Consider the following 13322-nt stretch of genomic DNA (forward strand, 5'->3'; position numbering starts at 1 on the left):
AAATATAAAATCTTTAGCAGTGAACGCACCTTTATGGTGCGTTCCTACAAATATTATTTCACAGGTTTCAAAGAAATTGCATAACCACCGCTTCTTACCAAATGTACTGGAAGTTTGGTTTTGCTGGTTACCGTTTTCTTGTAAATATGATAGCTCTGCGGATTGTTGATATAATCGGCATCTTTTCCATCTTCGTAAATGGTAGCTTCATATTTTTTGTCACTATCTAAAAATGAAAAATTTACGGTGTAATCTCTTGCATTTTCATCGGTAATTCCACCAACAAACCAATTATCCGTGCCTTTTGCTTTTCTCGCTGTATGGATATAATCTCCAGGTTCAGCGGATAAAATTTTGGTATCGTCCCAATCTGCAGCTACATCTTTTATAAATTGAAAAGCATCCATGTGTTTTGCATAATTTTCAGGTAAATCTGCAGCCATCTGAAGAGGCATATACATTACTACATAAAGTGCCAACTGTTTTGCCAAAGTAGTTTTTACAAAACGTTTGTCACCCGGAAAATAGTAATCCAATTTTGTCTGGAAAATTCCCGGAGTATAATCCATTGGACCACCCATCCATCTTGTGAAAGGTAAAATGGTCTGATGGTCGGGATTGTTTCCTCCAAATGCTTCGAATTCTGTTCCTCTTGCAGCTTCGGCGGAAATGTAATTCGGATAAGTACGGCTTTCTCCAGTTGGACGAACCGATTCGTGAGAATTTACCATAATTTTATATTCGTTTGCTTTTTCAGCAATTCTGTAAAAATGGTTGATCGTCCATTGAGAATAGTGATGTTCTCCTCTTGGAATAATATCTCCAACATAGCCTGTTTTCACAGCATCATATCCGTATTTGTTCATCAATTGATAGGCTTTGTCTGCCCATCTTTCATAATTGGTAGCAGAACCGGAAGTTTCGTGGTGCATAATTAATTTAATTCCTTTGGAATGTGCATAATCATTCAACATTTTAATATCGAAATCCGGATATGGCGTGATAAAATCGAATACAAATTCTTTGGAATGTCCAAACCAATCTTCCCAACCAATATTCCAACCTTCAATCAGAAGTCCACCGAAACCATTTTCCGCAGCAAAATCAATGTATTCTTTTACTTTGGTGTTATTGGCAGCGTGATTTCCATTTGGTGTTAATTTTGAAAAATCTGTAGAATCAAGATGAACATTACTTGCCGTAGAATATGCCCATTGCGATTTTCCGATTATCATTTCCCACCAAACTCCCATGTATTTTGTTGGGTGAATATAAGAAGTATCTGTATATTTGGTTGGTTCGTTGAGATTGAAAAGCATTTTGGATGCCATTACTTCTTCGGCTTTTGGCGAAGCAATAATGGTTCTCCAAGGTGTACTTGCAGGTGTCTGAATATAGCCTTTTGCTCCTTGTCTGTCGGCCGTAAGATGTGTTTTAAATTTAAAATTTTTAGCATCCACTTCCAAATGTGAGGCGGGATAATCTAAAACAGCGGCTTCTGCAACATTAATATACAAAGGTTCTTTTCCTTCTTTCTTCAGCATTACCGGAGCCTGAATTGCATCTTTAATAAGTTTTTGAGAAGCATTGGAGTCAAAAGATTTTGGCCATTGATTTGGAATTTCCGAAATTTTTGTGGTTTGATACTGATATTCCTGAGAATCGTAATCGGCAGGAATCCACCAAGTTTTAAGATCCGAAGGAAAATCGAATTCAGAATCTTCTTCCCGAATGACAAAATAATTCAGGTTATTTTGTTGGGGAAACTCATATCGAAAACCTAATCCATCATTGAATAAACGAAACTTAATAACAATATTTCTATCCGTTTCCTTTTGACTTAAAGTAACCGCCAATTCGTTATAGTTATTGATATAATTTTTCTTCTCTCCCAAAACAGGTTGCCAAGTTTCATTTTTGGAATCTCTTTTTTCGTCGGTTTTTGTAAAGCCGTTATTAAGATCAAATTTTGCATCTTCGGCTTTTGCAATTTCAGAAGCAAATTTTATAGATGAATCTTTGAAAAGTCTTAGTCCTAATTTGGAATCTTCCACAACTGTATTTCCATCATATTTCAAATTATAATACGGAATCCCGTTTTTTAGATTGAAATTCATTTCAAACTTTCCATCTGGAGATTTTAAAGATTGTGCGTTCAGAAAGGCAGAACTTAGAAAGGCTAATAAAAGTCCTGTTTTTAGTTTTTTCATAAAGGATTTTTTCTAATTTCTAAAAATAAAAAAACTGCTGCTAAAAAGCAACAGTTTTTTTATTTAAAATCATAAAATAGTCTTATAAATTATGACATAAATGTTTTATTTTTTAATGAAAAGATATCTACCATCTATGTCATTAAAATAAACATCATAAGTACCAGCATTTAATGGAATATTTGCTCCATCTTGAACACCTTGTCCAGACAATTCTGTACCAGCTCCCCAATTAACACTCCAAGAACTATTTGCTCTAAATTTAGCACCACCATTATTAGAAACAACTAAATCTTTTATTGACCATTGATGAGGATCAAAAGAAGATTGAGTAAGTAAAGTACTACCACTCCATCCATTTAAATCACCAGCTATATCAATAGTAGAATAAGAATTCATAACTCCACTATATGCATTTATAGTATAAGTTTTAGCTGATAAATCAACTTCCAATGTAGAATAACCCGAAGAAATACTAATTGCACTTGGATCTGGATCTTGTTCTGTTGGTCTTAAAATTAATGAATTTGGTCCATTAGTCCCCCATTGCGGAGCCCATTGTCCTAAAACTTCTAATAATTTAAAATAACCGGAATTAAATTTCCCTGTAAAATAGAATTTACTTGTTGTATTTGGATCTCTGAATAAAGCTTGATTATTATTATTATTATTCCAAGTTCCATCTATAGTAGTAGCATCACCTACTAAAAATAAGTTTTTAAATGCTATATAAGGAGTAACTTTTATCGTAACAACATCTGATACTTTAGTAATTGTTCCTCCTGTAGATTGAGTTGTTGCACTTACTCTTACATCAATTTCTGATTCAACTCCTGCCTGAACTCCAGTTTTAAGAACGGCGTCATTCAGCATTTTGTTTGTCCAATCATAATATTTTGAATTGGATGTGCTACCTGCACTTTGGAAATCTGTTTGTCCTTTTTTTGCAACTTCTATTTTATATGTCACACTTGCTCCATAATTATCATAATCATCCCAATTTACTGTCGTTACAACACCATCAGGATTTGAACTACTCAAAACAAATGCGCTACCGGAAGTAGGCGTTTTAATTACAGGAGCATTAGCCGGATAAGTGGTTACTGAAAATGAAATAGTATTGGAAACTGTAGATCCAGATTCAATTCTGATATAAGCAATTTGAGAAGCATAAGGGCTTAATCCTGCTTGAAGCATTGCTGTATTCAATGCTTTGATAGTAGTTTTAAAAGTATTGGTAGTAGAAGTTCCCAATTGTACTTTAGTTGAAAAATCTTGCTTAGATGATATTACAATAGAATAATTACCTGAACTAGCACCTTTTTCCCAAGTTAAAATAAATGGATTATTATCCATACTTGGATAAAGAACATTACTTCCTAAAGTAGTATCATTGAGCTTAAAGGATGGTTCCTGAGAAGTCCAGTCTCTATCCGCATCATTGTTACAAGAGATAATAACAAAAGATGCTACTAATGCTACGAATAAATATTTAAATATATTTTTCATTTTATTAAATTAAAAATTAAAAATTACAGGAATTAAAAAATTATATTTTGGTAATTTTATAAGTACCTGCTTTCAGATTTACCGTAATCTTATACGAACTTCCGTCACCTACAAATTTGATATTACCATTATCCCCTTTTGGTCCTAATAATCGTGAATCTCCTTGAGAAGAAATATTTCCCCACTCTAATGCTCCAAAAGATTTTTGTCCTAATATTTTAAATTCTGCATCTGCAGGCAAAGTAGTTGTAAATTCAAAAACGCCTACTCCAGTTTGGGTCATCGCTAAGGCATTTTCAGCAACCCAATTAATTCCTGCAATATTTCCTACAACATAGACTTCTGGAAAATCGAAATTTGGAATAGGTGAAGCAGTGATTGCAAGCGAACGAGCATCCGATGCATCAATTGCAATTTTATAAATACCTGTTGTTCCAGTAAATTTCATATTCTCATCCCCATCTTGAACTATCGTACTAGGAACTTGTTTAAAATATTTATATGAAGCTCTTGTTCCAGCCTGATCTATACTATAGTTCAAAGGATTCCAGTCTTGTTGTCCTAAGAATCTGAAGGGTTGTCCACTTTCAAGATATGTATAGATATAAGACATGTTATCTTTTTTATGAAGTATTTGAGCACTACTAGCATTCCAGCCTACATAACTTGCTGCACCTACTAAATAGAAATCAGGATATACAAGAACATAAGGAGTAATCATTAATGATGTTATATTAGAAATTTGTTGAGAAGATTCTGTTGTCCCAATATATGCCTTTACTCTTAAATACATTTTCTTGGAAACAGTAGGATCAGTAATTCCTACACCTGCAGCAGCATTATTCATTTGTTCAACAGTAAAAGTTGCTGATTTTAATGACTGAGGAAAAGTTCCTAAAATAAAAGGTTTAGCAAAATTTTCTGTACTAGAAGCTTCAACTTTATATTTGATCTCTGTAGGTAAAGAGTAACTTGCAGCATCCCATTTAACAGTCAAAGCAGGATTTTTTGGAAAATTTCCGTCAAGAACTAGGGATTCTGTAGAGAGATCCATTACAACTGGAGAACCATTTGGCTCTATTGTCAATTGTTCTCTATCATCGCATGATATAATACCGATAAGCATTAAAACTGCAAAGATTATTTTATATACAATATGATTTTTCATTTTAAATTTATTTTTAATGAAATTAATAACCTGTATTTTGAGAAAGATTACTATTTATGTTAAGATATTTGTTTGGAATTGGGAAAAGAGTTCGATAATCTGGCAAACTATTTCCATTAATAGAGCCTCCTTTCCATTGCCAATTGTATCCAGATAAATATTTTCCGAATCGTATTAAGTCTTGACGTCTATGTCCTTCCCAATATAATTCTCTTCCACGTTCATTCAATATAAAATCTGCATTTAAAGCTGATTGTAAAACAGTTGGAGCTCCAGCTCTTGTTCTAAGTGCATTTACATAGTTTAAGGCTGTAGTTATACTTCCTTTACCATTTACAACTGCCAATTCAGCGTACATTAGATATGCATCTGCCATTCTAAATAAAGGAAAATCTGCATCCGTAAAATTAGAATCGCTACCATTTGCACCAGTTGAAGTCTTATTTGAGAATTTTATAAGTTTTGTTCCCTGAGCAAATTTAGAATAATCAGAAATAAATGCAGGATCTGTATTTCCTGAAACAGTCATAACACGAGGGTCAGTTCCTACTGATCCTATAAATTCTTGTCTTACTCTAAAGCCTTGCCATCCAAAATCTATTCCCAACGTAGCTCCCACTTCGTTTGTACAGCTTGCATGAATTAAGTAAGTTGTACCACCGTACGTTTTAGTTTTAATTCCATCAAAAGCTATTGGAAATATTATTTCATTCTGCGCTCCGTTCGTATTGTTATCTGCCTTGAATAAATTAGCATAAGGAATCGATGCTATTGAATATGAAGATCCAATTACCTTTTCAACTTCTGCTAATGCTTCTGAACTTTTATCTTGTCCTAAATATACTTTTGCATTAAGATATAATTTTGCTTTTAGCATCCAAGCTGCTGCTTTGTCTGCTCTACCATATTCATTTGTTTTTGGAGCAGCTAAATCTGCATCTATAGCATTGAGTTCACCGATAACATAATTGAATACATATTCTCGAGATTGCATCTGAGGAACTGTACCAATAGGATCATTTTCTGTAGCAAAAGGCATTTTACCATAGATATCAATAGCATGATACAATGTTAAAGCTCTTAAAAACCTTGCTTCTGCTCTAAAAGTTTTTATTTGTGCCTTTAAGTCTGCGGAAACACCCCTTGAATTCAATTTTTCATCTGTTGTTTCTCTTAAAAATTCGTTAACCAATCCTACTTGAAAAAAAACTCTTGCAAAAAAAGCTTCGTTGAAAACATTATCAGCATTCCAAGTATTGAAGTTAAGATCTCTGATTGTAGGATTGTCACTTTCTCCCCAAGCAATAATAGCTTCGTCGGTAGTGAGCTCTTGTAATTGCCAATATCCTCTTAAATATTGAGAAAAACCTTCATTTGGACCTCCATCTGCTTCAGAACCTAAATCTGAATTACCTGTTGGTGATGTTTGTCCTGTTACAGCCAATCCTGCATAAATTTTAGCCAAAAATTGTTTGTATGAAGCCGGATTAGCATAAAACTGTTCAGATGTAAATAGCTCATCATCATTTACTTCTACATCAAGATCATTAAGACAAGATGAGGTAGTGAAAAGAAATAAGCCAGCTATTGCTAAGTTTCTTAATTTTAATATATTAAATCTCTTAATTTTCATTTTGATTAAATTTTAAAAATTTGCATTAATACCTAAGGTAAACATTCTTGCTCTCGGATAGATTGTTGAGTCTCTACCATCGTTAAATACTTCCGGATCTATATTTTTATATTTTGTAATGATGAGTACATTTTGTGCCGCACCGTATACTCTTAAAGAAGTGCTATTTCCTATAAATTTATTGAATGTATATCCTAAAGTAACATTATCTAATTTTACAAAACTTCCATCTTTCACATAATAATCAGATACTTTGTAAGTAGTAGAAAAATGCGTATCACTAAAACTTACTGGGGAGTTATTAATAGTATTATCAACTGTATTTATGATATTTCCTAATTGTGATCTATCTGCAGATATTTGGTCATAGACATAATTTCCTATACTTGCTCTCCAACCCATAGAAAAATCCCAATTTTTATAGGTAGCATTGGTTAAAAATCCCATAGTAACATCTGCCTGTGGTTTTTTATATATATATTTATCGGCAGTTGTAATTTGTCCATCTCCATTTCTATCTACATAAGCACCCTCTATAGGATTTCCATTAGAATCATACACTTGTTGATAAACATTAAATGCATAAGGAGAATATCCTTCAGTAAAGGTTTGAACAAAACCACCTAAACCAACTCCTCCTTTATCAATTTTGTCAATCTGTAAATCTTTAATTTCAATTTTATTGTATGATAAATTATAATTGAAATTCAAAGTAAAGTCTTCATTTTTTACAGCTTTTACATCCAACCCAAAATCTACTCCTCTTGATTGTAAATTACCAATATTTCTTGGTCCAATTATTCTTAAATTTTCTAATGGACCTTCCGGAACAATAGATAATAAATCTTTGGTATCTGCCAAATAGAAATCTAAGGTACCTTTGATTCTATTATTAACAAAACCAAAATCCAATCCTAAATTATACTTTGTACTTTCTTCCCATTTAAGATTGTCGTTATATCCATTAGGTTTTGCAATTTGATAAAAAGTATTACCAAGCTGATAGTATAATGTAGAAGAAACATCATAAGTTTTAAAATATTCATATCTATAAATACCTATATCCTGATTTCCTATTTTACCAACACTTGCTCTTAGTTTTAAATCCGAAAGCGTAGAATTTCCTTTAAGAAAATTTTCTTCTGAAATCTTCCAAGCCGCTGATACACCTCCAAAGTCTCCCCATCTATATGTTTTACTAAAACGAGAAGAGCCATCATGTCTGTAATTAACGGTAACTAAGTATTTATTATCCCAACCAAGATTCAATCTTCCGAAAAATGCCTGTAAATTTTGATCAGGTTTAGAATCTGGATTATAAAAATTATTTTCAGGATTTAAAGAATATAATAATGTATTTCCCGATGATGAACTTACTTTATGATAATTTTGATATTCATATCCACCCAATGCTTCCAAATTAAATTTACCAAATGTCTTAGTATAATTCAATTGGGCATTCATGTTCTTATTCAATAAACTTTCATCTGAAAAAGAATTTTCTCCATAAAAATTAAAAACATTTTTAATCGAATAATATCCATTTCTAGAATATTTATTAGTAGTTACATGTCTATCTATTTCTTTACTGTCAATTCCGGCATTAGCAATTAATCTCAATTCCGGTAAAAAATGGAATTTATATTCCACATTGATATTACCAAAAAATCTTTTAAAATTTTCTACATTACGCTTGTTTCTCAACATACTCACAGGATTGGCAACTCCTTTTGGATTGTATGTTCCTGTAAGAGGGTTGTAAATATTACTCAAAGTTTCATAGTATCCATCATACGCAGAAGTAGAATCATAAACCGGCTGAGTTGGATTATAGGAAATCGCATTTCCTATTGCAGCTTCATCCGCTTTATTGGTAAAAGTATATGAATACGTTCCTGTTAGATTAAACTTCAAATGGTCATCAAAAAATTTCGGACTCAAAGCAAAATTTGCAGTACTTCTTTTAAATCCTGAAGTAATCAACAACCCTGTATTATCCATATTAGCAATAGATAAACGAGCCGGAACTTTTCCAAATAGACTTCCTGATACAGAAGCATTCATCTCAGCAGTAACAGAAGTTTTAAATATTTCCTTTTGCCAATCTGTATTTGCAGTACCCAACTGATTCAAATATATAGGATCTGTAGTGTACTGATTAATCAATCTTCTATACTCATCACCAGAATAAACATCAATTTTTTTAGCTAATGTATTAACTGTTGTATAAGCATTAATAGAAGCTCTCAATCTTTTGCCTCCTTTTTTGGTGGTAATAAGAATTACACCATTGGATCCTCTAGAACCATAAATTGCTGTAGAAGCAGCATCCTTCAAAATAGAAAAAGACTCTATGTCATTGGGATTGATTGTTGACAAGGAAACTCCATCAAGAGGTAAATCATCCACTACTAATAAAGGATCATTACTAGCATTGAGAGAAGAACCTCCTCTTACTCTGATTGTTGCTTCATTACCTGGTGTACCGGATTGCGTTATAACCAATCCGGAAGAGCGTCCATTAATGAGACCTTCAGCCGTTTGTACCGCTCCTTTGTTAAAATCTTCGGTAGATAATGCAGTAATAGATCCTGTCAGATCTGTTTTTTTCTGCTTACCATAACCAACCAAAACCACTTGCTCAATCTCTTTTGTTTTCAATGAGTCGGCTTGTGCGTGCATCATTGTCCCTGCTATGAGAAATGCAGGAGCAATTTTCAAAACTTTAGTATAGTTTCTCACAAAAAATAAAATTTAAGGATTAATATTCATTTCTTTTTCCCCGCCTTTTTTTGGAAAAAAACGGCCTTCTAATTTATAATTTTTTCATAATGCGTTAAAAAAAATTTAACTTTTTGTAATTTTATTTTAAAAAAGATAAATAACAGTGAGCTTAAAAAAAATACAAAATATTGAAAATCAATTAATTAAATGAAAGCAATTTTTTAAGAGAATTTTTTAGTTTTAACACTTATTCAAACAAATGTTTAACGTTTTTTAATTAAAGAAACTATATTATCTACTTTTCATCTTAGACATTACCATTTTCTTTTCATCTAATTTCAACTTATATTTGCAAAAATTACTATTTAGAATGTCAAACAAAAAAATGATTACGGCGGCTTTGCCTTATGCAAACGGACCGGTTCATATAGGACATTTGGCAGGAGTATATATTCCGGCAGATGTTTATGCAAGATTTCAGAGAAGATTGGGAAAAGATGTAGCGTTTATCTGCGGAAGCGATGAACACGGAATTCCTATTACTATAAGAGCAAAAAAAGAAGGAGTTACACCACAAGATATTGTGGATAAATATCACGAAATCATCAAAAAATCTTTTGCCGATCTGGGAATTTCTTTTGATGAATATTCCAGAACTACTTCCAAAAAACATTACGAAACCGCTTCGGAATTTTTCAAAACAATGTACGAGAAGGGAAAATTTACCGAAGAAATTTCCGAACAATATTTTGACGAACAAGCCGGAGAATTTTTAGCTGACCGATACATTGTAGGAACTTGCCCAAATTGTGGAAACGAAAACGCTTACGGAGATCAATGTGAAAAATGTGGTTCTACTCTTTCTCCATCTGAATTGATAAATCCAAAATCTATGTTGAGTGGAAATGTTCCCGTTTTGAAAGAAACAAAAAATTGGTATTTACCATTAAATGAATACGAAAGTTTCCTTAACGAATGGATCATTGAAGGTCACAAAGAAGATTGGAAACCCAACGTTTACGGACAGGTAAAATCTTGGCTGAACGATGGTTTAAAGCCTCGTGCAATGACCAGAGATTTGAATTGGGGAGTTCCGGTTCCGCTTCCAAATGCTGAAGGAAAAGTATTGTATGTGTGGTTTGACGCACCCATTGGTTACATTTCTTTTACCAAAGAATGGGCTGAAAAAAATGGAAAAGACTGGAAAGAATATTGGCAAAGTGAAGAATCTGATTTGGTACATTTCATTGGAAAAGATAATATTGTTTTTCATTGTATTATTTTCCCTGCAATGATGAAGGCTCACGGAGATTTTGTGATGCCGAAAAATGTTCCCGCTTTTGAATTTTTAAATCTTGAAAACGATAAAATTTCCACTTCAAGAAACTGGGCAGTTTGGGCTCATGAATATGTGGAAGATTTTCCCGGACAGCAAGACGTGTTGAGATATGCGCTACTTTCTTCTGCTCCGGAAACAAAGGATAACAATTTTACTTGGAAGGATTTTCAAACAAAGAACAATTCGGAATTGGTAGGAATTTTCGGAAACTTTATTAATAGAGTTGCGGTTTTAATTCATAAATATTATGATGGAATTGTTCCTCAAGGTGATGCAAATGCTCCTGAATTACAAGAAATCAACAAATCAGCAAAAGAAATTTCGGGATTTTTGGAGAATTATGAATTCAGAAATTCTTTATCAGCTTTAATGAATTTAGCCCGTTTCGGAAACCAATATTTGCAAACAGAAGAACCTTGGAAAACCATTAAAGACAATCCAGAAAAAGCGGCAAATTCTTTATTTGTCGGAGCTCAGATTGCAGTTGCATTGGCTCAATTGTGTGAACCATTTATGCCTTTCAGTTCAGAAAAATTATTGAATATGTTCAATATTGAAAAAGCAAACTGGAGCGATATTGAAACAAAATCTGTTTTTATTGAAACAGGTCACAAAATCAACGAAGCCTCTCTTCTTTTCTCAAAAATTGAAGATGAAACGATTGAATTTCAAATTCAAAAACTAGAAAATACCAAACAAAACAATAAAAAAACCAACCCTAACGCAAATCCTATGAAAGACGAAATCTCTTTTGATGATTTTACGAAAATCGACCTAAGAACAGCCACGATTTTGGAAGCTGAAAAAGTAGAAAAAGCCGACAAATTGCTGAAACTAAAAGTAGACACAGGTGTTGATGTAAGAACTGTTGTTTCTGGGATTGCAGAAAGTTTTACTCCGGAAGAAGTAATCGGAAAGCAAGTAATGATTTTATTGAATCTTGCTCCAAGAAAAATCAGAGGAATTGAATCTCAAGGAATGTTATTACTCACTACAAAACCTGATGGAAAATTAAGTTTCGTAACTCCAGACGAAAAGGTAGAAAACGGAATTGAGATTGGATAAATTTTTTATATTTACACATCAAAATATAAACTATGAAAAATCTTATCTTAATTGCTTTTTTTGTAGGAGTTTCTATCCAAGCTCAAAAAAAAGATTTTGAAAAATTTCTGACAGATAAAGAAAATAATTCATACTCTTTCAAGCTGGATAAATCGGAAAACGATAATGTTTGGGGATGGTATAAAATTGATTTTAGTCCAAATGATGCTTTCCTGAAATCGTCGGAATTTTATATTCATATAAAATGTTATGAAAAATCTGCTGCAATACTAAATTATATTCATACTGGGAAAAATAATGAGATAGAAAAGAAGAAGGTAAAATCCACTGAATATAAGAAGATTTTGAGAGAAGATACTCTTCATAAAATTTACGACCAGCAATGTGCTAAATAATTGTAAATAAAAAAGATTTTGGAAAATTTCCAAAATCTTTTTTATTTTTATGGAATGAATATGCTTTGGGTATATTCAAAAATAAAATATGAGAAAGATAGATCTACTTTTCGCTGAATATGCCGAAAGCCACAGAAACTCGACTAATAAGTTGATTCATTGGATTTGTGTTCCGTTGATTTTCTGGACTATTATTGGCTTTATTTCTCTTATTCCTGCTCCACATTTTTGCGCTCAATATTTTGGTTGTATCAGCATTGTAAGTCTTATAGCAATTTCGTTGGTTACCATTTTCTATTTCAGATTATCTTGGAGAATAGCAATTATCATGGTTTTTCTCATGCTTCTTATGGAACATTTTGCTTATGCCGTAAATATTCATTTCGGGAAAAAATCGTGGATCGTATATTTATCTGTTTTTATTATTACTTGGATTTTGCAATTTATCGGCCATAAAATTGAAGGCAAAAAACCAAGTTTTCTCAAAGACATTCAATTTCTTCTGATTGGCCCAATTTGGTTATTGCATTTTATAATGAAGAAAATCGGAATAAAATACTAATACTTATACCGAATTCATCATTTTCCTAATACAAACACAGCCGGAATTTTATGAAGTTCCGGTTTATTTTTTTGCCAATCTTTGATGCCTAAAGTTTTGATAAATTCTTCTGTGGGATGATTGATGTTTGCAGCAATACAAAGTTTCGTATTTGGTGAAAGAAATTTAATTAAATCTTCTATAAGCTGATTATTTCGATACGGCGTTTCCATGAAAATCTGGGAATAGCCCGTCTTCTGAACCTGATTCTCCAAAAACTGAATTTTTTGTTTTTTTTCAGATTTATCAATAGGAAGATAGCCATGAAATGTAAACTGTTGCCCATTGAAACCACTGGAAATCAAAGCCAAAATAATGGAGGAAGGTCCGTTAATCGGAATTACTTTTATATTGTTTTCATGGCACCATTTTACCATAATGTTTCCGGGATCGGCAATGCATGGAAGTCCGGCTTCGGAAAGCAACCCAAAATCCTGCCTTTCCTTCATCAATTTTTGGGCTTCCTTTAAATCAGAATTTTCGGAATATTTATCCAATAAATATAATTTCAGTTCCGATTGCTTTTTTTCAGGTGCAAAAAATTTAATCACTTTTCTTGCCGTTTTTTCATTTTCCACGAAGAAATAATCGGTCTTTAATAGATATTCTTTTACAACCGGAGCAAAATATTCAATCGGAGATTCTTCGGATAAATAAGCAGGAAGGAGAAACAGCATT

At 32.6% G+C, this 13322-nt stretch carries 9 protein-coding genes; 3 read left to right on the forward strand and 6 right to left on the reverse strand.

The genetic code is table 11. From position 1 onward, the window contains the following. Positions 1 to 53 precede the first annotated feature (53 nt). The 5 genes from AC2A1C_RS00395 to AC2A1C_RS00415 form a co-directional block, all read right to left on the reverse strand. Entirely contained in the window at positions 54 to 2210 is a 2157-nt protein-coding gene (locus AC2A1C_RS00395) for a glycoside hydrolase family 97 protein (protein WP_484022375.1), read from the reverse strand. Positions 2211 to 2315: 105 nt separating this feature from the next. Then, entirely contained in the window at positions 2316 to 3719 is a 1404-nt protein-coding gene (locus AC2A1C_RS00400; protein WP_484022377.1) for a SusE domain-containing protein, read from the reverse strand. Positions 3720 to 3759: 40 nt separating this feature from the next. Further along, positions 3760 to 4887, reverse strand: coding sequence for a SusE domain-containing protein (locus tag AC2A1C_RS00405; protein ID WP_484022379.1), 1128 nt, complete (start codon positions 4885 to 4887; stop codon positions 3760 to 3762). 22 nt (positions 4888 to 4909) lie between these two features. Then, entirely contained in the window at positions 4910 to 6520 is a 1611-nt protein-coding gene (locus AC2A1C_RS00410; RefSeq protein WP_484022381.1) for a RagB/SusD family nutrient uptake outer membrane protein, read from the reverse strand. A gap of 12 nt (positions 6521 to 6532) precedes the next feature. After that, on the reverse strand, positions 6533 to 9262 hold the full coding sequence (locus AC2A1C_RS00415; protein ID WP_484022383.1) for a SusC/RagA family TonB-linked outer membrane protein: 2730 nt from the start codon (positions 9260 to 9262) through the stop codon (positions 6533 to 6535). 352 nt (positions 9263 to 9614) lie between these two features. Between AC2A1C_RS00415 and metG the strand changes: the two genes are divergently transcribed. From metG to AC2A1C_RS00430, 3 genes are all read left to right on the forward strand, one after another. After that, positions 9615 to 11648, forward strand: a complete 2034-nt coding sequence (gene metG, locus AC2A1C_RS00420) for a methionine--tRNA ligase (RefSeq protein WP_484022385.1) — start codon at positions 9615 to 9617, stop codon at positions 11646 to 11648. Positions 11649 to 11680: 32 nt separating this feature from the next. Continuing rightward, positions 11681 to 12043, forward strand: a complete 363-nt coding sequence (locus AC2A1C_RS00425; RefSeq protein ID WP_484022387.1) for a hypothetical protein — start codon at positions 11681 to 11683, stop codon at positions 12041 to 12043. Between the two features lie 88 nt (positions 12044 to 12131). Then, positions 12132 to 12605 carry an Mpo1 family 2-hydroxy fatty acid dioxygenase gene (locus AC2A1C_RS00430; RefSeq protein WP_484022389.1) on the forward strand — a complete coding sequence of 158 codons (474 nt, stop codon included), beginning with the start codon at positions 12132 to 12134 and terminating at the stop codon, positions 12603 to 12605. 17 nt (positions 12606 to 12622) lie between these two features. Here the strand turns inward: AC2A1C_RS00430 and AC2A1C_RS00435 are convergent, their stop codons facing one another. Next, the gene (locus AC2A1C_RS00435) at positions 12623 to 13321 is read right to left on the reverse strand and encodes an SAM-dependent methyltransferase (protein WP_484022391.1); all 699 of its coding nucleotides are present in this window, start codon (positions 13319 to 13321) and stop codon (positions 12623 to 12625) included. Position 13322: the final 1 nt, after the last annotated feature.

The organism is Chryseobacterium sp. HNCC26DJ241, from assembly GCF_057180505.1.

Bases quoted from the DNA above. Each gene is read 5' to 3' on its own strand.
- AC2A1C_RS00405 (WP_484022379.1), bottom strand. From the start codon at position 4,887: ATGAAAAATCATATTGTATATAAAATAATCTTTGCAGTTTTAATGCTT.
- AC2A1C_RS00395 (WP_484022375.1), bottom strand. From the start codon at position 2,210: ATGAAAAAACTAAAAACAGGACTTTTATTAGCCTTTCTAAGTTCTGCC.
- AC2A1C_RS00435 (WP_484022391.1), bottom strand. From the start codon at position 13,321: ATGCTGTTTCTCCTTCCTGCTTATTTATCCGAAGAATCTCCGATTGAA.
- AC2A1C_RS00410 (WP_484022381.1), bottom strand. From the start codon at position 6,520: ATGAAAATTAAGAGATTTAATATATTAAAATTAAGAAACTTAGCAATA.
- metG (WP_484022385.1), top strand. From the start codon at position 9,615: ATGTCAAACAAAAAAATGATTACGGCGGCTTTGCCTTATGCAAACGGA.
- AC2A1C_RS00425 (WP_484022387.1), top strand. From the start codon at position 11,681: ATGAAAAATCTTATCTTAATTGCTTTTTTTGTAGGAGTTTCTATCCAA.
- AC2A1C_RS00400 (WP_484022377.1), bottom strand. From the start codon at position 3,719: ATGAAAAATATATTTAAATATTTATTCGTAGCATTAGTAGCATCTTTT.
- AC2A1C_RS00430 (WP_484022389.1), top strand. From the start codon at position 12,132: ATGAGAAAGATAGATCTACTTTTCGCTGAATATGCCGAAAGCCACAGA.